The sequence below is a fragment of the Gammaproteobacteria bacterium (ex Lamellibrachia satsuma) genome (genome assembly GCA_019623805.1).
Taxonomy (GTDB): domain Bacteria; phylum Pseudomonadota; class Gammaproteobacteria; order Chromatiales; family Chromatiaceae; genus QGON01.
In genome coordinates this window covers 906,881-929,709 of the sequence record CP053680.1, presented here as the reverse complement: position 1 = coordinate 929,709, position 22,829 = coordinate 906,881, and the positions used below count along the sequence as shown (strand labels likewise).

Sequence of the window (22,829 nt, the reverse complement as noted above, 5' to 3'; positions counted from 1 at the left end):
GCCAAATCATACGGTCATAACAATCCGCTCTGAGTTGATTTCATGCCACGGAAGAACAGTGACATCGGAGCGCATCTGTCGGCTGTCACCGCCGTAAACCAGCCACGCCTTTCCGGCTGTTTTACCCGCCAGCTTTTGCCAGAACTCCAGCCCCTTGAAGTAACCCTTGTTGATGGTCTGCCCGGATTTGATTTCCAGCGGTGACAGATGGCTTCCATGGTCAATCAACAGATCCACCTCGTGTCCCGAACGATCACGCCAGTAGTAAAGGTTCGAGGTTTCGCCTGCGTTATAACGGGCCTTGAGAATACGCATACTACTGCCAGAGTACGTATTTTCAGGGATTTTCTGGTTGAAGAACTGGAAAGAAAAAAGGATTTTATCGAGGGGAAAGATCAACTGTTTTGTGCATAAAGGACCTCGCGGACTCGAGGTTGTTTGCCGTCTGTTCAGGCTTTTACCTGAGTTTTCCAAACGGCAGGCGATACGCCGACATGTTTCTTGAATGTACGGCTGAACGCGGCCGGGCTCTCATAGCCAACCGTTTCGGCGAGCTGATCCACGCTTTGGTTGCCTTCGGCGAGTGCTCGGCAAGCCAGGCTCATTCGCCACTTGGTAATATACGACATAGGGCTGTCACCTATGGACTCGGAAAACCGTGCGGCAAAACGCGAAGGTGACATCGCCACGCGGTCTGCCAACCGCTGTACAGACCAATTCTCGCCCGGGTGTGCGTGAATGGCCGCAACGGCTTTTCCAATGACCGGATCCTTTATCCCACGGAACCAGTTTGTCTTATCTGGAGAAACGGTTTCGAGGTGTGAACGTACCGCCTCGGCGCAAAGGATCTCGAGGAGGCGCTCAACCACGTACCCGCCGCCGGGTGATCGTTGATCGATTTCTTCAGCCATTAGACGCGCGACACCGGACAGATTGTTGAATTCACCGGCACGGGAAAAGTTGGCCCGCATTACCGGAGGTAATGCCGCAAACAATGGATTGAGCTTGGTATGACTCAACAGAAATGCGCCGCAAAGCAAGGAAGTTCCGTCCGATGAAACGCTGGGAGCGGCACGCTGCACGTTGGGACCACCTGCCAGCAAGGATTCAATCGCTTGAACTTTGGCAGGCCCGCCCTGTGACAGCTGATGGCTCGTTCCTCCAAAGCAGATCACCATCTCTCCAGCCTTCAGATGCTGTGTTTCACCTCCATCAGTCACGATTTCACAATGTCCGAATTCAACCAAATGGAAGGCAACCACAAGAATTGATTTGCCCGTGTTGAGCAAAGTAGCCAAATCGCTAGAATCAGGCACCGCAACGGCCCAAGGGGGCTCATAAACCTCTCTCAACAGTACGCTACCGCTGATATGTAGTGACCTCAATGCGTCATCTAAAACATCTGACTCAAGTGAATGAAAAGTAGTATCTGCATTATCTACAGTAGAAACAAGCATCGTGGCGACTAGCTCTGAATGGTAACGTGCTGTCATCAATCATACTGAACAAGGAGCTTATTGTCATGTCAGAAATTTCCCCCACCTGGATCATGATCGGTCTGGACGTCCTGATGATTATTTACACCCTGTGGGCCTTGTCGCTCGTAAAACCGCTCGGCGGAAAACGCTTTGTCATAGGACTTGCAATGCTTCTTTGGTTGGCTGTCCTACATGTAGGCCTGTACAACCAGAGTATTTTCGCCCACGACATTTCCGGAGTCGCGTTTCTAGCCATTATCTTTGCCGCAGTCGGTGCCGTGGGTGTGCCGTTGCTATTGATCCCACCAATTAGAAATTTATTGTTTGGACTGGACCAGCGCCAGCTGATGTTGCTGCAAGGTATCAGGGTCTTCTTTGGGGCAACCTTCCTGATGCAGGCCAGCACCGGCGTACTACCGCAAACCTTCGGGATACTGGACGGATACACACACATCGGCGCAGGCTTTTTTGGTTTGATCGCCGCTTTCTCGGTTGCGGCGGGGGTCCAGGGTGCTCGACGCGCCTGGTTTGCCAACATCTTCGGACTTGTGGATATCCTGGTTGTTGCCAGTTCGCTGGCGTTAGTCCTACTGCCGGAAATCGGACCACATCACCCGATGATGTATGCCGTGTTCCTGCCTGCTCCACTGTGGCTGTGGTTTCACCTGGTTTCGATTTGGAAGCTGCTTCGCGTTGAGAACACTGTTGCCGAATCGGCTCGTGCTTAATCCGTTCACACTGAGACAAACTCAAACCAGGAGAAGATTGTGAAAAAGACACTTGCCGCACTGATGGTCGCGGTGACCATGGTATTTACTGCCGGCTGCGAAAGTTTCGTGCTCAAAACCGTGATGGGAACGGTAGACCCTTACTTTCACGGGCCGGAAATCGACGGAACACAGTTCGAAAAGGTGGCCGAGAAAGTATATACGTTCCGATGGAACTGGTATCGTAACGTGGTTATCGAGACGGAAGCAGGTTTGGTCGTTATCGACCCCATGAACCCAGAAATGTCGGCCGCACTCAAGAAGGAGCTGGATCGCAATTTCCCAGGCCAAAAGGTTCATACCCTCGTCTATTCGCATTATCACCTCGACCACACACGGGGTGGAGCGGCTCTGTTACCGATAAACATTATCGCTCACGAAAAAAGTCCGTTGTATTGGGAGGCGGTTGAGCATGGAGATTTGCTCAGACCAACTCGCTACATCTCGGGTGATACAGTGTTGAATATTGGTGGTGTGGAGATTCAGGCGCTGCATCTTGGCTTATCGCACACGGACACACTTTATGCCTTCCATATTCCATCGGAACGACTGGTTTTTACAGCTGATGTCGGCTTGGTAAAAACTGTCGCTCCGGTCGGCGTACCGGACCGCTATGCACCAGGATACCTCGCTGCGATGAATCGAATTATCGACATCGACTTCGATACCTTCATACCTTCGCATTTCGGATATGGCACTAAGCAGGACTTGATCGATTGGCGCGACATGATGGAAGAAGGGCGCCGTCTGGCGCAGGAAGCGGTTCAGGAATTCGGCACACCAGGCGTGCGCACGGATCAGATTGGCAAGTACTTTGATGCCGTCTATTACCCAATGCGTGAGAAGTATGGTGATTGGCACGGTTTCAGCGACATGTTTGTTCTTAACCTGGTACGGGATTTTACTGGCGAGGCATTGGGGTATTGACCCTGTGTTCGGAATAGGGCTATCCAATGAAAATAGAGAATAAGATTGTTGTGGTGACGGGGGCTTCCAGCGGCATTGGTGCTGCCATGGCCAAAGCTATGAGCCAGTCTGGTGCTGCCCAGGTTGTGTTGCTTGCGCGCAATGAGGATGGGCTGCGAAAAGTTGCTAAAGAGATTGAGGCCAATGGTGGCAAAGCACACGTCTACCCGGTGGATTTGTCGGACTCAGCGGCAGTGGAAAATATGTCGCAGCACATCTTCAATGAAGTTGGCGTGCCGGACATTCTGATTAACAATGCGGGCAGTGGCAGGTGGAAATTTCTGCAGAACACTGGCCCGGAGGAGATCTCGCAAATGATGGCCTTGCCGTATTTCACTGCTGCGTGGATCACGCAGTTGTTTCTTCCGGAGATGATCAGGCGCAATACTGGGCATATCGTGAACATCAGTTCCGTGGCTTCCCGCCTGGCTTGGCCGGGTGCGACAGCTTACATTGCTGCTTGCAGGGCGATGCGAGGTTTTTCTGATGCGCTGCGTGCGGATCTGTATGGTACCCGTATCGGTGTTACTCACTACGAGAGTGGTCCGGTCGATTCACCTTACTGGCAGAACAACCCTGGTAGTCGCGAGCGAGTACCGGGGATTGCAAGGCTACTGGTGCCGGTTCTCACCGAAGCGCAGGTGGCTCGTGGGGTAGTGAAGGGAGTCAGCAGGAACAAGCACTTTATTGTCGTACCGATGATGCTGAGGGTCGTGTATGTGTTGCATCGAGTTTTCCCATGGCTTGTGCAATGGTTGATGACACGGACCGGCTATCGATCTGCCAGCTGACTATGCGTGGTCAAGCTTGCGTAAAGCGTTATTACCAGGAACATTAAATGTTGCATATACAACAATAGTCTACTACGCTTCGCTTATGTTCGAGCGTTGTCTCTATTTCAATCTCAACGCGCTGACGCGAAAAGTAAACAGGGTCTGGGCGCGCGCCTTTGAAGATCTTGGGTTATCTCCCGCTCATGCCTATCTGTTGCGCGTGGTGCTCGAGAAACCCGGTACATCTCAACAGGCAATAGCCACCGAGCTGCAACTGGAAAAATCCACGGTGGCGCGTTTTATTGAATCGCTGGAAGGAAGAGGCTATCTGCGGCGCGATAAGGCCGGGCGCGAGCAGCTGGTCTACCCGTCCCAGAACGCCATGGCGATTGCCGAGGAACTGCAAAGGCGAGGGGATCAACTCTACAGGCGCATGATCAAAGATCTGGGTAAAAACGATATGGCGAAGCTGGTAAAAGATCTTCGTGTCGCAAGCGGCAGGGTGGGCTGACTTTTTTGCCCAGAAGGTTGTATATGCAACTGAATGAAATTTTCCGCTCAGAAACAAGGCCAGTGGGAGAGGGAAGCGAATAAGGAGCCAAACCGTTACAGACACGACAGGAAAAACCGCAATGAAACTTTATTACACACAAACGTCCCCTTATTCACGCAAGGTTCGTCTGGTGATCCGCGAAAAAGGACTGGAAAAAGGGATTGAGGAAATCGTGGTGGACCCTTTCCGGGACGAACCTGAGCTTCAAGCGATAAATCCGCTCGGCAAGGTACCCACGCTACAGTTGGACGATGGCACGACACTGTTCGATAGCCCCGTGATATGTGAGTACCTCGATGGTTTGACGGAAGGCCGCCTGCTGTTGCCTGCGACCGGCCAGGATCGGTGGTTGGCCTTGCGCTGGCAAGCCCTGGCGGATGGCATGACAGATGTGGCGTACAGTCTTGTCATGGAGAGGCGGCGGCCGGCGGAAGCACAATCGCCCCCATGGATCGACCAGTGGTCCCGGGAAATCCAGCGGGCGTTAGGGAAATGTGAACACTGGGTGGCCGAGCTGGATGGGCCCCCTGGTCTGGCCCAACTTGCGGTGGGTGCCGCTGTCGGGTACCTGGATTTCCGCGTACCCGAATTGCTTTACGAAGCCGAATGCCCTCAGGTAGCTGCGTTTCCGCGGCTGTACTCGTGGTATGGGACCTTCGCGACCCGGCCATCAATGGTAACGACCCGACCGGATGTGTTGCCATGAAGCGCAAAACGTCCGACGTCCTTTTTTCGCAGGCGGTTCGCGCGGTACAAGAAGAGCAGGGCTCTCGTGACTACATCGATCGACTCGAATCCCGGGGCCACTGGAAGGCGGAACTATCCGAGGAGCAGATGGCCTTTGTTCGGAGCCGCGATTCGTTCTATTTCGGTACCGCGGACAAGCAGGGCAGATCATACATCCAGCACAGGGGAGGCCCGGAGGGGTTCCTCCAGGTGGTAAGTTCGTCGGCGTTGTGGTTTCCGGATTTTGGCGGAAATCGCCAATACATCACGGTTGGTAATCTTTCGGAGAACGAACAGGCGTTCATCTTCCTGATGGACTATGCGAACAGGCGGCGCCTCAAGTTGTGGGGGCGGGCCTGGGTACTGGCGACGAAGGACCTTTCTTCCACGACAAACGACTTGGGGGGTTGCCGAGTGCGGATCGCATCATCCAGTTCGAGATCGACGCGCAGGACGAGAATTGCCGTCGCCACATCACACCGCGCTACTCACATAGTGGGTGCCGAGAGCAACTTGAAAGGGCCGAGCGCGAAATTGTCGAACTGAGAAAAAGAATACGGTACCTAGAATCCGGCCGGATTAACGATAGCAGGCGCTCCGGAAGTCTTTGCGCTAAGAGCGTTATGCCCGAAAACGTCGGCTTATTCCAAATAATTCGATGTGCCACCATGCATACACGGCAATGCTGATATCGGTCCTGCGCTTCCTGAAATCATGTGCTTTACTACCGTCTGTAATCGCCGGTCGCGTACAGTTATGGAAATAATGCACATGGTTCGTGATGAGGAAACCTTCTGGTTCCTGAAGAGAGTGGTCTGCGAGTGCTTTGCGTATATCGCATTTCGAGAGAAAACTGGAAGAAAAGTAACGTCTAAATGATGGTGTTATTCTGATGGAGTGCTGGTGTGGCAGTGTTCAATCGGTAATTTTTTCGAGCATTTTGAAGGATTTTCTGAGTATGGTATTTTTCATGGTATTACCGTTTGGCAGGAAAATAAGTCATTGAATATTAAAGACAAAAAAGGCTTATTTACAATAGAGTGGGAGTGACCGGAAATTGCAACATATTGATTTATAACAATTAAATAAATCCAATTGATAATATAGTCTACATTATCAATGGTATATTTCATGGTATTTATTGCGTGTAGCAGGGCAGGGCGCATCGATACCATGAGCGGAAAATGGATGCCAGCATGGTATCAGGAAACGTGAGTTGCGGATGCTTTGGGATAATCCGGAATTCGGTCCAATAAATCTCGCTATTGACATCCCTTCTGGTTTCCCGGACGCTTTCATACAGCTGTTAACTCAAGGTAAGACAGCTGCCTCCATTGAGGCATTCAACACCATCCCTACCTGGTCTGCCGAACGGAGCATGGAGCGCGTTTGTACTAACTAGTGCAACAAGAGCGATCGAGCTGGATTGGAGGGCAGGGTACAGAACCGTATGAACAGAACACACAGCAATCGCCTGATTTGGGTTTCAATAGTGTGTAGCAGTTTTCGCACTCGTAGAACCACTGGCATGCGTCGGTAGGCATGGTTTCGAGCTTTTTGTGGCCACATTCCGGGCAAGTCAGTTCTGACTCAAGAATCACGTTTTGGCTCATGATGGATCAGCCTCCAAAACGATTGATGGGTATCCAACATTCTCTGTTGCTTTCATCAATGTCCTGGTTCCGGTGGCCTGGTCATCGAAGGTAACAGTAGCACGCTTACTGTCGTAATCGACCTCGGCCTGACTGACGCCATCCACTTTTTCCAGCGCTTTACGTACGGTGATTGGACAGACCGGACAGTTCATGCCGGGAACTGACAACGTAACCGTCTGCTCCTCGGCAAAAGCGGTTGTCGTTAGCTGGCTAATGAATATAAATATAAGGAAGAGGTATTTCATATTAAGTTCCTCATGCAAAAAAAATCGGGATCCAGTAGGGGCTTGTCACCAGAACCATGGCGACCAGCAGAACGGACCAGAAAATTTGGCGATAACGAAGGCGAGCAGAGGGTATAGCGCAGACGCTACCTTCCGGGCATTGCTCAAGGGGGCGATAAAGTTGCCAACCTGCCCTGGCAAGCAGGATAGCAACGAGTGCAATAAAAACAGGCCGGTAGGGTTCGAAGGCAGTGAGTCCGCTTACCCAGGAACCTCCAATGCCCAGCATCAGCAGAACCAGCGGACCCACACAGCAAACACTCGCCCCAATCGCGGCGATGACTCCGCCTATGAGCGGCAGTTTAGGCGTTTCTTTGGGCATACTCGCAATTTCACATGTTTCACTATAGAGCGAGTATAGAGTCCGTACCTGAGTACAGAGTCAAGCCTTATCGTTGTTTTTTATCAAGTCGTGGATTAATGGACAGGGTTGGTTATCTGGCGTGGATTTGCAGCACTGCATCCAGTCATCGAGAGTATTGGCGAGACGTTCGAGATCCGCCATCTTTTGTCGGATCATGACCAGTTTTTGTGCAGCAATCTCCTGAACATCATGGCACTGGCCTTCATCGATGTTCAGCAATATCTCCACTTCGTCCAGGCTGAAACCTAATTCCTGTGCACGTTTGATGAAGCGGATTCTGTTGAAGGTATCTTCCGGGTAAGACCTGAATCCTCCAGCGGGCTTTTCGGGCTGCAGGATCAGTCCTCGCCGTTCGTAATAGCGGATCGTTTCGACGTTGATGCCTGCTGCTTTTGCCAGTTGTCCGATGGTTCTTTCCACGTTGTGCAATCCGGTTTACTGGTGCTCGCGGGCAAGACAAAGCTGATGATTGGATAGAACCTCAATGATTCGACAATCGGCAATTTGATCACCGCTGCATTGGTTGATCATGCGTTTCAGTTCTTTTCGCATCCCCTGCAAGCGTTCGATTTTTGATTCGACATCCTTTAGATGGCTGCGTGCTATCTGATCGACCTGTAGACAGGAGTGGTCCGGGTTGTCGCTCAAGGCCAGAATCTCACGAATCTGCTCCAGCGAGAATCCCAGTTCACGACTGTGACGGATAAACTTCAGCCGGTCCATCTGTGCTTGATCAAAACGCGTTGATTGCCGGCATTTCTTTGCGCTTTTTTCAGCAGGCCCACCTGTTCGTAATATCGAATCGTTTGCACCTGGCAGTGACCAGCCCGGGCCATTTGGCCGATGGAATAGCGATGGTTCATGGAAAACTTTTGAAGCTACAGTGACTGTAGCCTGTCAACTTACTGCAATGATTCCGGTTTAACAAGTGAGTGATAAAAATGTCAGGTTGCAGTTGTGAAGCCAATGTCCCTTTTGATGGCATGTCGAAAACGTATAAGAACGTGCTGTGGGTTGTTATTGGTATTAATTTCGTGATGTTCATGGTCGAGATGGTTGCCAGTCAGCTTTCCGCGTCCATGGCTTTAAGCGCTGACGCGCTGGACTTTTTTGGCGACAGTTTGACCTACACGGTGACTTTACTGGCCATTGGACACGGGTTGCGCTGGAGAGCTGGCGCAGCCATGATCAAGGGGGTGAGCCTGGGTATAATGGGGCTTTGGGTACTGGGTTCAACCTTGTACCAGGTTTTTGTTCTGGAGGTTCCCAACGAGATGATCATGGGCTTGATCGCCACGGTGGCCTTCTGCGCCAATGTGATCAGCGCACTGTTGCTGCTCAAGTATCGAAATGGCGATGCTAATGTCCGTTCGGTCTGGTTGTGCAGTCGCAATGATGCGATAGGAAACCTGGCCGTGCTGATGGCGGCCGGGGTTGTTTATCTCACCCAGAGCCGCTGGCCGGATTTGATTGTGGCCTTTTTAATGGCTGGGCTGTTTTTGCATTCAGCAACCCTGATTCTGGTGCAGGCCCGAAAAGAGATGGTACAGGCCAGCAGTGATCTCCTGGTAACTTGTTCCAGCACGGGAGAGAGCTAGCTGAAGACTGTTTTATAAAAATGGCTGTTATTATCGGAATGGCAGGTGTCGGCAAAATAGACAAGCCTTCCTGCACGGTCTTTTACATTATCAGAAGCTAAGAAGGGCTTAATATACTCAATCAATTCATCAACAGAATGTTCTTCATCGGCAGAAATATTTAACTCCTTATTTATCAACTGAAACATTCCATCCATCTCATTACGCTAGAAAACTGCTGCCTACAATCAATATATCAGGGAAGTTAATACTCATTAGAGGATTAAGAGCCTGTGGAGTAAGCCTGAATTCATCTATAAATAGTTCAGATGCGCTAGAGACAACGGCTATGACGTCTTGGCGTTGTTTGTGATAATCAGAAAGTGCTTTATGTAGATCGCATTTGGCAAAAGTTATTTGGAAATCATGGGTCAGATCGGCCATTTTATGCATAAGCAACCTGAGTTGGTTCGTAATTTCTTCTTCCGGCTTAAAGTACAGAACCTCGATCAAACTATTGGTTTTTGTTGCAAGATCAACAACAAAGTCGAATGCTGGTCCCATCGGGTCCGTGCTAGCGATCAGTACGACTCGGCCTTCCCCTCCTGACATGCGATAGTTCAGGCTGCGTTTTTCGATTTGGGCGATTTTATCAGCAGTCGGTGACATTTCTCCGAGATCCTGATGGGCCAATCCCTGGCCCATGATCTGCAATGTGGACTTCAGTTTCCCAAGCATGATCAGCTTCCTGTGAAATACTGGCTGTTCACTGCCATGTGGACAAAGATACTTGCGATATAACCGGCGGCAATAGCCGGTGTCCATTTGAGATGACCAAAGAAGGTGTATTTGCCCCGTGCCTGCCCCATGAGCGCCACACCAGCTGCCGAACCAATGGATAGCATGGAGCCACCGACTCCTGCGGTCAGGGTGACCAGTAACCACTGCCCGGTGGACATTTCCGGGTTCATTGTGAGGACAGCAAACATCACAGGGATGTTATCGACAATGGCGGAAAGGACGCCGACGGCGATGTTGGCATTGGTGGCTCCCCAACCTGTGTACATCAACTCGGAGGCCATGCTCAGATAACCCAGAAAGCCGAGACCGCCTACACAGAGCACCACACCGTAGAAAAAGAGCAGGGTATCCCACTCAGCTCGGGCCACCGGACGAAATACATCGAAACTGACGATGTCGCCCAGCTGCCCATCATGTTCGGCATTTTCCTGGCGGCTAGTGTGGTACCGATAACAGGTTTTCTTCAGAAAAAAACCGAACAACTGGAGGTAGCCTAACCCTGTCAGCATGCCAATAACTGGCGGCATGTGCAGAAAATTGTGAAAAGAGACGGCAGTGGCGATCGTTGCAAGAAAAAGTACGATGATACGCTTTGCCCCACGCTGCATCAGCACCTCTTCCCCGGATGCTTCTGGTTTAACATTAGGTACAGCGAAATGCATGATGGCAGCAGGAACCAGGAAATTGACGGCTGCCGGAATGAACAGGGCGAAAAAGGTCCAGAATTCCACAATCCCCTTTTGCCAGACCATCAGCGTTGTTATATCGCCGAAGGGTGAGAAGGCGCCGCCGGCATTGGCGCCGACCACGATATTGACACAGGCGAGGGTGACAAAACGGCTGTTGTCACCTCCTACGGCCAATACCACGGCACACATAAGCAGTGCAGTGGTGAGGTTATCCGCGATTGGGGAGATAAAAAATGCCAGGGTGCCGGTAATCCAGAACAGGGAGCGGAAACCGAAACCACTACGCACCAACCAGGCGCGCAGTGCGTCGAATACCCGCCGCTCCTCCATCGCGTTGATATAGGTCATCGCTACCAAGAGGAAGAGCATCAGTTCGGCGTATTCCAACAGGTTATGACGAACTGCGTGTTCTGCTGCTGTAGGTAGGCCGTGATTGGCATAGACCCAGGCAATGAATCCCCAGATCAGGCCCGCACCTAAAATGACGGGTTTTGACTTGCGTAGATGGGTAAATTCCTCGGCCATTACCAGCACATAGGCCAGCAGAAATATGCCTATGGACAGAAAGCCTACCCAGCTTCCGGTCAGGTCCAGCTGGTGTACTTCGGGCTCTGCTGACATTGCCACCCCTGGTAATGCCAAGAGCAGGAAAAGAGGGGTAAATGTCTTTATTGGATTTATAAACTTCATTACGACATTAGTCCTCAGAATACCAGATTCATCATGACCATCATCACGACCAGAAACAGCACAGTCATGATTCCGCCTGCTTTCATGAAGTCCGCCACTCGGTAACCTGCCGGGCCCATGATCAAGGCATTCACCTGGTGGGTTGGGATAAGGAAAGAGTTAGAGGTGGCGATAGCCACGGTCAGGGCGAATACGGCAGGATTGGCGTCTGCGCCAATGGCGATGTTGACCGCCAAAGGTACCAACAGTACGGTGGCGCCAACATTCGACATGACCAATGTAAAGAAGGTAGCCAGTGCTGCCACTGCAGTCTGGATGACCCAGATCGGCATGTCACCGACGACGAAAAGCACCTGTTCTGCGATCCATTTGGCGGTACCCGTTGTTTCCACTGCTAGTCCAAGGGGAATGAGTGAGGCAAGCAGAAACACCGTCTTCCAACTCACTGCCTCGTAGGCCTCTTCAATATTCAGTACACCCGACAACACCATACCCATCGCGCCTGTGAGAAGGGCTACCGAAAGACGGATATCCGTAAACAGCACCATGAAGAGCGCGATGCCAAAAAAGATAGCGGCAGGCAGTATTTTGTGAGGGCGCAACTCCTCCTCACGCGGATACTCTGTCGTTACCACAACGAAGTCGCGATCCTTTTCTATTCGTTCGAGGGCATTCCAGGGTGTATGCACAACCAGGGTATCACCTGGGTGAAACGGCATGTTGCGGATATCCTCTCCCTCACGCATCGTGGTGCCGTCACGATGCAATCCGATCATGGCTAATCCATAAGTTTTTCGCATCCATACATCGCGGGCGCTTTTCCCGATCAGGCTGGAGCCGGGTGGGATGACAACCTCAGCAATACCGGACTTTGCGGCGGAAAGTGATTCTGGGAAGGTGCGCAACTCGCGGCGTTTCTTGAGGTTGTACTTCTCTATGAAGTGATCGAGATCATGAGGGTCGGCGACTACTCCCAGCACCATACCGGCCAGGAACTCAGTATCTCGTGCAATAGTGCCAGGGCCGACTCGTGCCTCTTCACCAGAACGCTTGGTGGCAATAACCCGTATGCGATAAGTGGTTTCAACTTCATCCAGTTGTTTACCAATCAGGTCGCTGTCATCGGTGACAACAATCTCATCGATGGTGTAATCCACGCCATACACATCATGGAAGTACGCCATGGGATCCGTGCCGACAGTGCTGCTTTCGCTTTTTGTCTTAGGCAATACAAAACGGCCTGCTATCACGAAGTAGGCGATGCCTGCAGCAATAAGTGCCACGCCTACAGGGGTGACCGAGAACAGTCCCCAGGTTTCCATCTGCTGGCTGGCGGGAAGTGCCTTGTTGGAGGTAAGAATCAGGTCGTTCAACAGGATAAGTGGGCTGGATCCCACCATGGTCATGGTGCCGCCCAGAATTGCTGTGAATCCCATAGGCATCAGCAGGCGCGACATCGGTAGTCCCGAGCGTGCAGAGATACGGGAAACTACCGGCAGGAAGAGTGCTGCAGCTCCCACATTCTGCATGAAGGAGGAGATGAATCCCACGGTGGCTGAAATAATGGGGATAATACGTGATTCGGTCGTACCTCCAATCTTTAGTATGAAGGCGGCCACTTTGCTCATGATTCCGGTCTTGTCGAGGCCGGCGCCAATGATCATTACAGCGATGATGGAGATCACCGCATTGGAAGAGAAGCCATCGAACAGGTGTTTGTTATCTACCAATCCCTGTTCCAGGCCCATCAGTGGGGCCAATAGCGAGGTCAGTCCCAACAGCACCATGACCGTGGCTGCGGCCACATCAACGCCCACTACCTCAAAAGCAAAAAGGTAGATAGTCAGAACCAAAATAGCACTGACCCAGGCTATTTCGATTGAGGGCACTACAGTGGATATAAATAGAGCCAGCGCGGCGAATATTATTGCTGCAATAAACTGTTTTTTTGTAACTATTCCTGGCTTTGCGATTGTCTGTTCTTCATCTGCAAGTTTGTTCATTCTTAAACTCTTCGTAAATATTTGGTTTGTCGATATATGGAGTGGTGTGATTTAAGTTCGCACCTGCCCCATGGGCACTAGGCTGCAGATTGTTCGGCCTGGTGGGGTGATGGCCGATCTTCTATGAGTACCAGCGGAACGGGGATACGTCCCCCTCGCTTGGGTATTGCCTCTTCAATAAGTATTTTCGCAGCGTCGTCGTCCGGCATCGCGACCAGAAAAATCAGAGAGAGGTGGTTGCAGATGTAGTTGATGATATCGTCGACGGGGTTCATGCCCAGTGGAATACGATGGTGGTCGAGGCCGGCCACTCGAATTTGATTTTCCAGTGCGGAGATATTTTCCGTATCCGCCGTGCCATGGATTAGCAGGTCGATCTTCGCACCCTGTCGTGAGCAGGCATCAATGGCATAGGCGAGGGGTGCACCAACGCCTCTGCCATCACTGATAAAGGCAATACGGTGAGTGGCTGTTTTTTTTGCTATTTTGCGAGGAGACGGGGAGGGCTTTGCCCTGGTTTCTGATCCCATTCCAAGCACTTTCATCTTGTCGCGCATGGATAGAAATTCCCCTGCATCCTGGTGGGCCAGGCCGGTCAACATCCGTTTCAGGTCATCACTGAGCTTTTTCATAATCTGTATTTCCGAATATTACTTTCCCCTGTTATAGCAACGGCTGTGCCAAGTTAAATGAGCTGTAAGTTATTGATTTAACTAGGTGCATACTGCGTTTTATCTGTGAAGATGTTGCATTCTGAAACGGCCATTGACCTGCTTAGAGGTTTAACAGCGGAAAATGCGTACCGCCATGAAATCTGGTAGCATTGTTGCATTCTGAAACGGGGTGTTGCGTTTTGTTATGTCTACCTTCTTCGATCTGACCAGTTTGCGGGGCAAGATCACCAGTGCTTATGTCGCGCTGGTGGCAGGTACCGTAGTGCTCGCTGTAATCGCCTTTCTGGATCTGTTGTTTCTTGAGCGGCAGGTAACGGAAGGCGAAGTGGTTTCTGATTTGAAAGATGCCGTGTTGGAGATGCGTCGTGAAGAGAAAAACCTGTTCCTCTATAAGGATAATGGGGCGTCTATCAGAGCGGATGAATATGCTGTGTCAGCGCTGGATCTTATGCGAGGGTACAAGGCTTCTCTGGGCGAGATAATGGGCCGACCCGAGCCATCGATCTTGATCGAAAATATGGACGCCTACCGCAGCAACCTGGGGCTTTGGGATAGCACATCAATTGATGAACGTCAGCCACTCGAAGACGAGATAAGAACGCTCGGGCACCAGATCTACCTCTCCGTCAAATCGCTGTCGAAGCAGGAGCGAAGAATGCTTGAGACAGCGGTTCAAGAGTCTCAGTGGTTTTTATTGATATTCCTTTTCATCATCGGGCTTGCAATTTATCTGGTTGGACGTCAGCTCAAACGCGTAGCACTAACACCATTTAAGAAGCTGGAGTCCCGATTGAAGCCAATCGCTGAGGGACGCTTCAATCATCTGCAACCCCCATCAAGTGATCGTGAGTTCATGACGTTTACTGATGCTTTCAATCAGATGCTGAAAGAGTTGGAGATACGCCAGCGGCGCATGTTGCAGTCCGAGAAGTTGGCGTCACTGGGTATCCTGGCGTCCGGTGTAGCCCATGAGTTGAACAATCCACTCTCCAATATCTCCTCATCCTGTCAGTTGTTAATGGAGGAACTTGATGAGGCCGACCCAAAACAGCTCAATACCTGGTTGAAGCAGATCGATACCGAAACCGAGCGGGGACGAAGCATTGTTCGAACCTTGCTTGATTTTGGCGGCCAACGCGTATTCCAGAAGAACCGGATAAAGTTATTGGATCTTGTTGGCGAGACTCAAATTCTTATAGGTAAAACACTGCGGCATTATTCGGCTAAGCTCACGGTCAATATTCCATCTGATCTCATATTGGAGGTAGACAAGCAGCGTATTCAGCAGCTGTTTATCAATCTAATCCAGAATGCACTGCATGCCGCCGGGAAGAGTGTCAATGTGCGGATCAGCGCCATGATGTGCGAAAAGGGTGTTTCAATGATCCCCGATGGTGCCGAGGTTGCAGGTAACCTCAAATGTATTAATGATTACGATGGACAGTTTGTGGAAATACTCGTTGCCGATGATGGTCCTGGCATACCAGTAGAGCGTCTTTCCAAGGTATTTGATCCGTTTTTTACCACCAGCGAACCAGGCCAGGGCGTAGGGCTTGGCTTGTTCATCGTGCAGGAAATCGTACGTGAACATGATGGTTGTCTCGCTATTGCCTCCCGACCGGGAAAAGGCACCCAGGTCATTGTGTTGCTTCCTGGCAAGGAGTTGAGCCGTGGCTGAGATATCCTCTGAGATTGGTCGGGTCTTAATCGTCGATGACGAAGCAACCGCCGTTGAAAATCTCGCTCATGTATGCCGAAAGGAAGGATACGAAGTTACCACTCGCACAACCGGCATGGGTGCCATCGAAGCCCTGGAAAAAATGCGTTTTGATGTCATTCTGACCGATCTTCAAATGGAAAAAGTGGATGGCATGGCCGTACTTCGTCGGGCGAAGGAATTGGATCCGGTAACCGCCGTGGTCTTGATAACGGGCTTTGCAACACTGGATTCGGCCGTGGAGGCGATGAAAGCGGGAGCATTTCACTATATCGCCAAACCTTTTCGTCTGGATGAAGTGCGGGAAGTTGTACGCAATGCACTCGAGTTCGTTCAGTTAAAACGAGAAAACCGAGACTTGAAGGCGCGGCTGAGCAATGGCCGAAACGAGCCCTCAATCATCACTCAGGACACAATCATGCAGCGCTTGTTGGAGATGGCGCGACAAATCGCCCCAACTGGCACCAATGTTTTGATTACTGGAGAGAGCGGTACAGGAAAAGAGCTACTGGCCCGCTTCACTCATGCGCATAGTGGGGGAAGTGAAAGGGGCTATCAGGCGGTGAACTGTGGTGCCCTGCAGGAAGACCTGCTGGCCAATGAGCTCTTTGGTCATGAGAAAGGTGCCTATACTGGTGCAACGGAAGCACGGGCAGGAATTATTCAGGCAGCTGACGGGGGCACGCTGTTTCTGGACGAGATTGCAGAGATGTCCCTCGGGATGCAGGTAAAGCTACTGCGCGTCATACAGGAGCGAGAAGTCCAACCCCTAGGCTCAACTAAGGCAATACCTGTGGATATCCGCCTGATCACTGCAACACACCGTGACTTGCTTGATGAGGTGGCTGCTGGCAGGTTTCGGCAGGATCTCTACTACCGGCTTGACGTAGTGGAACTACACTTGCCCCCTCTGGCAGAGCGTCGTGATGATATTCCATTGCTGGCATTCTACTTCTTGCGCAAACATGCAGCGCGTATCGGTCGACCAGTGGATGAGATAGAACCTGCAGCGATGGCTGCGTTGCTCGATTATGACTATCCCGGAAATATTCGTGAGCTTGAAAATATCATGGAACGTGCAGTAACCCTGACTCATGAAGAAAAAGTAACTAAGGCAAACTTACCACCTGCTTTGGTGGAGAAATCAGTGCATGTGGTACGTGAAGAGGCAGGACGCTTGCCGACCCTTGAGGAACGTGAAGTTGACTATATTCGCTATGTATTGGAGCGCAACGGACAGAACCGCACGCGAGCAGCGAAGATTCTTGGCATTGACCGCGTCTCTCTATGGAGAAAATTAAAAAAATATGGCATGGAAGAAGAGCAACATACAGGATGAAATTGCCGTGTAAAGTTATGAAACAATATATTGAGCAGCAGTATGGCAAAGGTTGGTATATAGAAAACAGGTTGTTATAACTATTCACTTATAGAATCAATTGTTGGAATTAGATTATGGCTCTTGAGACTCGCGGACTAACAAAAAGGTACAAGAAATTTATTGGGGATGTCGTAATACATACGCCGATAGTGAAAGTGACTTTTCTATTGGTAATTCTATGGCTTCTTTTTGCTGCCGCACTCTATTTGAGCGAGACTGGATCTGAGACAACTACAATCACTTCGTACGGAAAAGCGCTGTATTGGGGAATAGCGGCATTTTCTACTGCAGGTATTGCAGATATGCCGAAAACAGGGTTTGGCGAATTGATTGGTGGCACGTGGATTATCATTGGTTCAATGCTTTTCTTTGGGGCAATCGTTTCAACAATTACGGCCTATTTTATGAGGCCCATGCAGCGTCCGGCGAAACAAATTATTGAAACTATCGAGTACAATTTTGAACAACTTGAGGATCTGTCTGTTGAGGAGCTGGAATTGTTAAAAGAAACCACAGATGCACTTATCAAGCATATGGAGCATCTTAAAAAGAGAAAGCAGGGAAAAAGATGAGTCTTCTATTGATTCGAAATATTATGGACTTCAGATTCCAACAAGTGATTTTGATTCCCGGTTTAATAGTATTCCGTCGTTTACAGGATAAGTGATGCAAAAACACATTAAAATTGCAGGAGTCAATCCAGAATCCTTTGATCAATTGGGAGGAAAATTGGTTTCTTTGTGCAGTGATTACGCCGGGTTGGAAAATGAAATAAAAATAGTAGTGGCATTCTCAGATAGAGACCCAGGAAGGGGCAATGCTATCTTATGGCTGACCAAATATTTCGGTGTATTCCCGATGGAGATAGGTGGGCCTGATGGTGAATTGGATCTTCATGATCTAACCGGATTTTCTCGACATCAACATCTAACCTTATTCGTTAGAGGGAGTGGAAAATGAAGAAGATGATGGTGTTGTACAGTTTGAAGATACCAATGGTAGGCAGTCCACGCTAGTGTAGGTCGTCTTAAATAATGAAACATATGATTTACCCTGTTTTACAGGGTTTCAGCCATGAAACAGCTGGAATCACTGTGTTTAGTAAGTTACATACTGTTAGGCGAGGTACACTAGGAGTTCTGAAGCACCATGTCCCAATTATAAAGGGAATGGTGGGCTCTCAAGCGAAGGCATCGGTAGATATGCTAATTGAGCAAGTAGGTGCACTGAGTCAACAGCTTACATACGATAAAAGTGTGCTAAATGGACCGGTTATTTACCTTGCAGGATTGAGTCTTCTGGAAGAGTCGGAATATGGTGGCAATTTACCATCTTCAAAATTTATTCCATGGTATCTCCTGATTAACGAAAGTAAGTCGGTAAAGCGCATTTATCGACAACCAGAATTAGCTCTTTTGTTTCAAAAGATGCATATAACTAAACCGCGCATAGAAGATCTTGAATCAATGATTGCAGAGATGGAAGGGGGGGCAAACTATGATTGAAAGTAAATGGTGTGGGTTACCGGCTTTTATGTCCACTGAAAATTCGTCGTCTAATCGTGAAAATTAATTGTAAAAACATGGGGTGTTAATATGTACGGGACAACGGGGTTAATTTCCAGCCTTTTAGGTGCCTATCACATGGCCGAGGTGTCGATGCGTTATAGTCGATTTATGCCGCGCGTTTACAATCTGGCAATATCATTAGGGTTTGAAAGCGGAAAGATTATGCCGTCCAGAGCGTTCTGCTCTGATGAAAGCCAAGGATACCCAATCATATTGATCGCAAAACATTTTGGCACTTTTCCATTTAATCACGGGCTCGTCGGAGGCATCGTTGCGACTGATAGGCACGCCCCTCATGCGCATCATGGGAAGGATCTCGTAATTATTCAGGCCAGTCATGTGGGGTACGATCCAGAAAGCGGTCGATTTGGGGTCTATCGGCGACTGCAAACAGAAGAGATGAGTGAAACATCTAATTGTGGAAAAATCTGCGGAGCTTTGGATTGGTACCAGCACGAATATGAATTTGCGCGCGACAATATATTCCTGTATGAGGAAAATGGTGACCACAAGGTTGTTGTTGACAATCTTTTACTCCATGCGGAGCGCGAAGAGGGTTTGTTGCTTAAAATAGACCGGCTTGTAAAAGTAGATTCGCAAGGTAGCCCCATACCCGAATTCTCAAAAAGTACAGCGAAGTTTTTTTCAGCTTCACCGACATTATTGGATTATCTGAAGGATTACGAGTGGAAGCCTGGACATGGGGAAGCAATTGGGAATCGACTGCACCCTGATCTGTTTTTCTTCAAGCGAGATATCAGTCATCACCCTGAAGGAAGGGATCATTTAGAGAAAAATCTTTTAGATGTTATGCCGTATGTTGTTACATCGCAGTGGCCAGCTCTTACTGCCGCTCAGGCAAATACGCAAGTAGAGTTTGATCGCGCATTTAGAACAATAGTTAAAGAGCCATCGTATAGAAACAAGAAAATATTGTTTATATCAGGCCTGAATGTGGATATCTCGCCCCAGGAAGGACAGTTATTTCCATTGACGAAATTTATTCCCTGGGCAGCTTATGTTCAAGATGAATTCGGAAATCATGAAACATGGGAGCAAGCGGAGCTATATGAACGACTGCAGGCGCAGTCATTAAAGAATCTTGATCAGGTCGATATGGAGACTGCGATTGAGATTATGGAGAAGGCAAAAGAGATTCAATTGCCTTTTTGAGCAGGCGAAGCGGGTATAGTTGGGACTATATGAATAGCTATAAAAATATTTTGCTCGCAGTGAGAATCAACAAAGACATGTGATTGAAAGTATGCTCGACGAATTCATCCTTGAACCACGCATCGCTTATTTCTCCATGGAGATCGCCCTGCGCAGTGAGATACCCACCTACAGTGGAGGCCTGGGTGTGCTCGCTGGCGATAGCGTTCGTTCGGCTGCTGATCTGGAGATGCCCTTTGTGGCAGTCAGTTTGGCGAGTCGGGCTGGTTATTTTCGGCAAACAATCGATGACGCTGGTCGACAACTGGAGGAACCTGACCCTTGGAATCCCGGCCAGTGGGCCAGCTCTTTGAATGCCAAAATTGCGGTGAGTATTGAAGGCCGCTCGGTATGGGTAGGGGGGTGACTCTATATCTTGAATGGACATATGAACGGGCGTCAACCGGTCATCCTGCTGGATACCGACCTGGAAGAAAACGGTGATGAGGACCGCCAGCTTTCCCACTATCTCTATTGTGATGGTGAAGACTACCGACTTAAGCAGGGGATCATCCTCGGTATCGGTGGTGTACTCATGCTGCAGGCATTGGGTTTTGGCATCCGGCAGTACCACATGAATGAGGGTTCCCTCTGCCTTGCTGGCCCTGGAATTACTGCGTCGTTATGCCTATCCGCCGGAGGATGTTCGGCCAGGAGAGTCCCCTTACGATATCCCGAGGGTACGGGAGTTGTGCAGCTTTACCACCCACACGCCGGTAGAGGCGGGTCATGACCGCTTCCCTTATGATTTAGTGAGTCGAACTCTGGGCGATTTCCTTGATCTCGCCACACTCAAGCACCTGGGTGGTGATGAGTACCTGAACATGACCAGGCTGACGCTGAACATGAGCGAATATGTCAATGGTGTTGCCCGAAACCATGCCGAAGTGTCGCGTAAGATGTACCCAGGTTATCGTGTGCACGCCATAACCAACGGCGTCCACCCATTCACCTGGAAGTCAAAGCCCGGAAGGTTGCCTAAGGTGCCGTGTATAAGTGTTCAATCGGTAATTTTTCGAGCATTTTGAAGGATTTTCTGAGCATGGTATTTTTCATGGTATTATCAATTAGCAGAAAAATAAACCATTGAATATAAAAGATAAAAATGTCTTATTTACAATAGAGTGGGAGTAGGCCAGAATTGGCACTGACTGGCACCTACAGGCATCAAATCACATATAACTCGTTGTAACTACCAGACTTACCTCGTTCACGTCTGGCATCTGCTGGCACTGGCTGGCACCTCCAAGCAGACTTTTTCATGGTATAGATCATGGTATCGCGGTGCTCAATATCAGCGTGGTGATCCAATACCATGGCATGCGTGTTGAGCCGTTCATGGTATTCGTGATCCAGCACATCTTGCCCGACATCCGACATACCAAAATATATAAAACTTGATATAAATATAAAATTTTGTATAATGACGCTTATGAAAGACGTGCGCTTTGTGGGTAGCTCATTGGACGATCTCAAGCACTTCCCGGCAGGCGCACGTCGGGAAGCGGGTTTTGAGCTCAGTAATGTCCAGGCCGGGTTGCAGCCAAGTGACTGGAAGCCGATGAATATCGTCGGTGGAGGGGCAGTTGAAATTCGGATTAAGGACGCGGCCGGTATTTACCGGGTGATCTATGTCGCCCGATTCAAAGAGGCCATTTACGTGTTGCATGCTTTTCAAAAGAAGACACGGAAAACACGCAAGGCGGATATCGAGTTGGCTAAAGCCAGGTACAAGGCGTTGGCAGAACAGAGGAAACAGAAATGACGATTTCAAAAGGTTACCGCAATGTATTTGAGGCGCTGGAGGATAATCCGGCGATGGCGCAGAACCTGAAGATTCGTTCAGAATTGATGATTGCACTGCGTCAATATATCGAGGATGCAGGGCTTGGTCAGAAAGAAGCTGCAGAGGTGTTTGGTGTTCACCAGCCGAGAATCAGTGATCTGATGCGCGGCAAGATTGACAAGTTCACCATCGACAGACTGGTCAACATGCTGGCCCGGATTGGAAAAACCGTGAAGGTGAAGGCTGCATAGGTGTGCAGGAAACGGTAAGGGATGTGATGATGGTTTCGACAAAAGATTTTATAGATACCATCCAGGCCCGTGCCCAACGGGATCCCGCGTTTCGCAAGGCCCTGCTGCAAGAAGGGGTCGAATGCCTGCTTGCCGGTGATGTTGATACCGGCAAGTCAGTGCTGCACGACTATATCAACGCAACAGCATTTTGCGGCCACATCAGGGGCAATTAGCAACAAATTCTGAACATGGTATTCTTCATGGTATTATCACTTACCACTACAATTAAGCCTTTGATACTAAAGCGTAAAAATGGCTCATTTACAATCGAGTGGGAGTGACCTGGTAATGGCTGGCAACATCAAGTAATAGGATTGGATTCTCGCGCCAAGTCAATTTACAGGCGGGGGCAAACAAGAAATCGCTGACACCACAACATCATGATATTGATCAAGCTGCGCGACTACCATTAGCCTGGAGCTTGGTCATGGAAGAGTCCAAGATGCGGCAGGGCAGGAGGCTCAGTTGGATGAACTAAAAATCCGCTGGAATGACTATCAACGAGAACGCTGGTTGGCATTGAGTGAATCAAATGTCCGACGACTTCCTGCCGTATATGTACACGACAAGGATTGGGATGATGACCCTCACAGGTGTTTTATTTTTACTAATGAAAGAACTCTGAAGCAGATCCGCTGGCGTCATTTTCTGTCAGACTGCGAATCAATGGTGGCTGAATATGCGGAGGTGGAAAAGCTTCTGGCAGAAGAGATCGACCGGGCGAATGCCTGGTTAGTCGAAAATCACCAGGATATTCAGGAAAACTTTAATTCTACGGTAGTTAAACTAAGGAAAAAAAGAAAGATTATTATGACTGAAAGTGCATTAGATGATCTGAGCAAAATAGACGCGGATAAGAAATGATGGCCTAA

Annotated in this window: 27 protein-coding genes and 4 pseudogenes; 18 read left to right on the top strand and 13 right to left on the bottom strand. The window is 49.6% G+C overall.

The window, feature by feature from the left end; genetic code table 11:
* Positions 1 to 6: 6 nt before the first annotated feature.
* Both HPY30_04165 and HPY30_04160 read right to left on the bottom strand, forming a co-directional pair.
* Positions 7 to 507 carry a DUF4143 domain-containing protein gene (locus HPY30_04165; GenBank protein QYZ67897.1) on the bottom strand — a complete coding sequence of 167 codons (501 nt, stop codon included), beginning with the start codon at positions 505 to 507 and terminating at the stop codon, positions 7 to 9.
* The gene (locus tag HPY30_04160) at positions 450 to 1,493 is read right to left on the bottom strand and encodes an AraC family transcriptional regulator (protein ID QYZ65252.1); all 1,044 of its coding nucleotides are present in this window, start codon (positions 1,491 to 1,493) and stop codon (positions 450 to 452) included. The genes HPY30_04165 and HPY30_04160 overlap by 58 nt, the downstream gene beginning before the upstream one ends.
* Positions 1,494 to 1,522: 29 nt before the next feature.
* Here HPY30_04160 and HPY30_04155 point away from each other — a divergent pair, with 29 nt between their 5' ends.
* From HPY30_04155 to HPY30_04130, 6 genes are all read left to right on the top strand, one after another.
* Positions 1,523 to 2,206, top strand: a complete 684-nt coding sequence (locus HPY30_04155; GenBank protein QYZ65251.1) for a hypothetical protein — start codon at positions 1,523 to 1,525, stop codon at positions 2,204 to 2,206.
* A 39-nt stretch (positions 2,207 to 2,245) separates the two neighbouring features.
* Positions 2,246 to 3,172 carry an MBL fold metallo-hydrolase gene (locus tag HPY30_04150; GenBank protein QYZ65250.1) on the top strand — a complete coding sequence of 309 codons (927 nt, stop codon included), beginning with the start codon at positions 2,246 to 2,248 and terminating at the stop codon, positions 3,170 to 3,172.
* A gap of 26 nt (positions 3,173 to 3,198) precedes the next feature.
* Positions 3,199 to 4,002 carry an SDR family NAD(P)-dependent oxidoreductase gene (locus tag HPY30_04145; protein QYZ65249.1) on the top strand — a complete coding sequence of 268 codons (804 nt, stop codon included), beginning with the start codon at positions 3,199 to 3,201 and terminating at the stop codon, positions 4,000 to 4,002.
* 85 nt (positions 4,003 to 4,087) lie between these two features.
* Positions 4,088 to 4,495, top strand: a complete 408-nt coding sequence (locus HPY30_04140; GenBank protein ID QYZ65248.1) for a MarR family transcriptional regulator — start codon at positions 4,088 to 4,090, stop codon at positions 4,493 to 4,495.
* 121 nt (positions 4,496 to 4,616) lie between these two features.
* Positions 4,617 to 5,243, top strand: a complete 627-nt coding sequence (locus tag HPY30_04135; GenBank protein QYZ65247.1) for a glutathione S-transferase — start codon at positions 4,617 to 4,619, stop codon at positions 5,241 to 5,243.
* Positions 5,240 to 5,809, top strand: coding sequence for a pyridoxamine 5'-phosphate oxidase family protein (locus HPY30_04130; GenBank protein ID QYZ65246.1), 570 nt, complete (start codon positions 5,240 to 5,242; stop codon positions 5,807 to 5,809). The genes HPY30_04135 and HPY30_04130 overlap by 4 nt, the downstream gene beginning before the upstream one ends.
* Before the next feature lie 848 nt (positions 5,810 to 6,657).
* On the opposite strand, the gene HPY30_04125 is transcribed toward HPY30_04130, so the two are convergent.
* From HPY30_04125 to HPY30_04105, 5 genes and pseudogenes are all read right to left on the bottom strand, one after another.
* Positions 6,658 to 6,876 (bottom strand): hypothetical protein, encoded by a 219-nt coding sequence (locus HPY30_04125; GenBank protein ID QYZ65245.1) that lies wholly within the window; start codon positions 6,874 to 6,876, stop codon positions 6,658 to 6,660.
* The gene (gene merP / locus HPY30_04120) at positions 6,873 to 7,163 is read right to left on the bottom strand and encodes a mercury resistance system periplasmic binding protein MerP (protein ID QYZ65244.1); all 291 of its coding nucleotides are present in this window, start codon (positions 7,161 to 7,163) and stop codon (positions 6,873 to 6,875) included. The genes HPY30_04125 and merP overlap by 4 nt, the downstream gene beginning before the upstream one ends.
* A gap of 10 nt (positions 7,164 to 7,173) precedes the next feature.
* On the bottom strand, positions 7,174 to 7,524 hold the full coding sequence (locus HPY30_04115; GenBank protein QYZ65243.1) for a mercury transporter: 351 nt from the start codon (positions 7,522 to 7,524) through the stop codon (positions 7,174 to 7,176).
* 60 nt (positions 7,525 to 7,584) lie between these two features.
* Complete coding sequence (merR, locus tag HPY30_04110) at positions 7,585 to 7,986, bottom strand: Hg(II)-responsive transcriptional regulator (protein ID QYZ65242.1); 402 nt, start codon at positions 7,984 to 7,986, stop codon at positions 7,585 to 7,587.
* Positions 7,987 to 8,001: 15 nt separating this feature from the next.
* Positions 8,002 to 8,429: pseudogene (locus tag HPY30_04105) on the bottom strand (helix-turn-helix domain-containing protein).
* A 78-nt stretch (positions 8,430 to 8,507) separates the two neighbouring features.
* Here HPY30_04105 and HPY30_04100 point away from each other — a divergent pair.
* Positions 8,508 to 9,164, top strand: a complete 657-nt coding sequence (locus HPY30_04100; GenBank protein QYZ65241.1) for a cation transporter — start codon at positions 8,508 to 8,510, stop codon at positions 9,162 to 9,164.
* Here the strand turns inward: HPY30_04100 and HPY30_04095 are convergent.
* The 5 genes from HPY30_04095 to HPY30_04075 all read right to left on the bottom strand — a co-directional run bounded on the left by HPY30_04095 (position 9,161) and on the right by HPY30_04075 (position 13,958).
* A complete protein-coding gene (locus HPY30_04095; GenBank protein ID QYZ65240.1) occupies positions 9,161 to 9,352 on the bottom strand; it encodes a hypothetical protein in 192 nt (63 codons plus the stop codon). The two genes, HPY30_04100 and HPY30_04095, sit on opposite strands and share 4 nt — an antisense overlap.
* A gap of 13 nt (positions 9,353 to 9,365) precedes the next feature.
* Positions 9,366 to 9,881 carry a hypothetical protein gene (locus tag HPY30_04090; GenBank protein QYZ65239.1) on the bottom strand — a complete coding sequence of 172 codons (516 nt, stop codon included), beginning with the start codon at positions 9,879 to 9,881 and terminating at the stop codon, positions 9,366 to 9,368.
* A gap of 2 nt (positions 9,882 to 9,883) precedes the next feature.
* Positions 9,884 to 11,323, bottom strand: coding sequence for a sodium:proton antiporter NhaD (gene nhaD, locus HPY30_04085; GenBank protein ID QYZ65238.1), 1,440 nt, complete (start codon positions 11,321 to 11,323; stop codon positions 9,884 to 9,886).
* A gap of 14 nt (positions 11,324 to 11,337) precedes the next feature.
* On the bottom strand, positions 11,338 to 13,326 hold the full coding sequence (locus tag HPY30_04080) for an SLC13 family permease (GenBank protein ID QYZ65237.1): 1,989 nt from the start codon (positions 13,324 to 13,326) through the stop codon (positions 11,338 to 11,340).
* A gap of 77 nt (positions 13,327 to 13,403) precedes the next feature.
* The gene (locus HPY30_04075) at positions 13,404 to 13,958 is read right to left on the bottom strand and encodes a hypothetical protein (GenBank protein ID QYZ65236.1); all 555 of its coding nucleotides are present in this window, start codon (positions 13,956 to 13,958) and stop codon (positions 13,404 to 13,406) included.
* Positions 13,959 to 14,184: 226 nt separating this feature from the next.
* Here HPY30_04075 and HPY30_04070 point away from each other — a divergent pair, with 226 nt between their 5' ends.
* From HPY30_04070 to glgP, 7 genes and pseudogenes are all read left to right on the top strand, one after another.
* Complete coding sequence (locus tag HPY30_04070; protein ID QYZ65235.1) at positions 14,185 to 15,678, top strand: hypothetical protein; 1,494 nt, start codon at positions 14,185 to 14,187, stop codon at positions 15,676 to 15,678.
* Between the two features lies 1 nt (position 15,679).
* Complete coding sequence (locus HPY30_04065; protein QYZ67896.1) at positions 15,680 to 17,056, top strand: sigma-54-dependent Fis family transcriptional regulator; 1,377 nt, start codon at positions 15,680 to 15,682, stop codon at positions 17,054 to 17,056.
* Positions 17,057 to 17,172: 116 nt separating this feature from the next.
* Positions 17,173 to 17,670 carry a two pore domain potassium channel family protein gene (locus tag HPY30_04060; GenBank protein ID QYZ65234.1) on the top strand — a complete coding sequence of 166 codons (498 nt, stop codon included), beginning with the start codon at positions 17,173 to 17,175 and terminating at the stop codon, positions 17,668 to 17,670.
* A gap of 94 nt (positions 17,671 to 17,764) precedes the next feature.
* Positions 17,765 to 18,058, top strand: coding sequence for a hypothetical protein (locus tag HPY30_04055; protein QYZ65233.1), 294 nt, complete (start codon positions 17,765 to 17,767; stop codon positions 18,056 to 18,058).
* Positions 18,059 to 18,132: 74 nt separating this feature from the next.
* A complete protein-coding gene (locus tag HPY30_04050) occupies positions 18,133 to 18,603 on the top strand; it encodes a hypothetical protein (GenBank protein QYZ65232.1) in 471 nt (156 codons plus the stop codon).
* A 90-nt stretch (positions 18,604 to 18,693) separates the two neighbouring features.
* Positions 18,694 to 19,839: a hypothetical protein gene (locus tag HPY30_04045; protein QYZ65231.1), complete on the top strand. Its 1,146-nt coding sequence runs from the start codon at positions 18,694 to 18,696 to the stop codon at positions 19,837 to 19,839.
* Between the two features lie 91 nt (positions 19,840 to 19,930).
* Positions 19,931 to 20,906, top strand: a pseudogene (gene glgP / locus HPY30_04040) (alpha-glucan family phosphorylase).
* Here glgP and HPY30_04035 read toward each other — a convergent pair.
* Positions 20,857 to 21,036: pseudogene (locus HPY30_04035) on the bottom strand (hypothetical protein). The pseudogenes glgP and HPY30_04035 overlap by 50 nt on opposite strands.
* 265 nt (positions 21,037 to 21,301) lie before the next feature.
* Here HPY30_04035 and HPY30_04030 point away from each other — a divergent pair.
* The 4 genes and pseudogenes from HPY30_04030 (at position 21,302) to HPY30_04015 (ending at position 22,821) form a co-directional block, all read left to right on the top strand.
* Positions 21,302 to 21,643 carry a type II toxin-antitoxin system RelE/ParE family toxin gene (locus tag HPY30_04030; GenBank protein ID QYZ65230.1) on the top strand — a complete coding sequence of 114 codons (342 nt, stop codon included), beginning with the start codon at positions 21,302 to 21,304 and terminating at the stop codon, positions 21,641 to 21,643.
* The gene (locus HPY30_04025; protein ID QYZ65229.1) at positions 21,640 to 21,915 is read left to right on the top strand and encodes an XRE family transcriptional regulator; all 276 of its coding nucleotides are present in this window, start codon (positions 21,640 to 21,642) and stop codon (positions 21,913 to 21,915) included. Before HPY30_04030 ends, HPY30_04025 begins: the two co-directional genes overlap by 4 nt.
* A 29-nt stretch (positions 21,916 to 21,944) precedes the next feature.
* A pseudogene (locus tag HPY30_04020) lies at positions 21,945 to 22,100 on the top strand (transcriptional regulator).
* 322 nt (positions 22,101 to 22,422) lie between these two features.
* Positions 22,423 to 22,821, top strand: a complete 399-nt coding sequence (locus tag HPY30_04015) for a hypothetical protein (GenBank protein ID QYZ65228.1) — start codon at positions 22,423 to 22,425, stop codon at positions 22,819 to 22,821.
* The last annotated feature ends 8 nt before the right edge of the window (positions 22,822 to 22,829 follow it).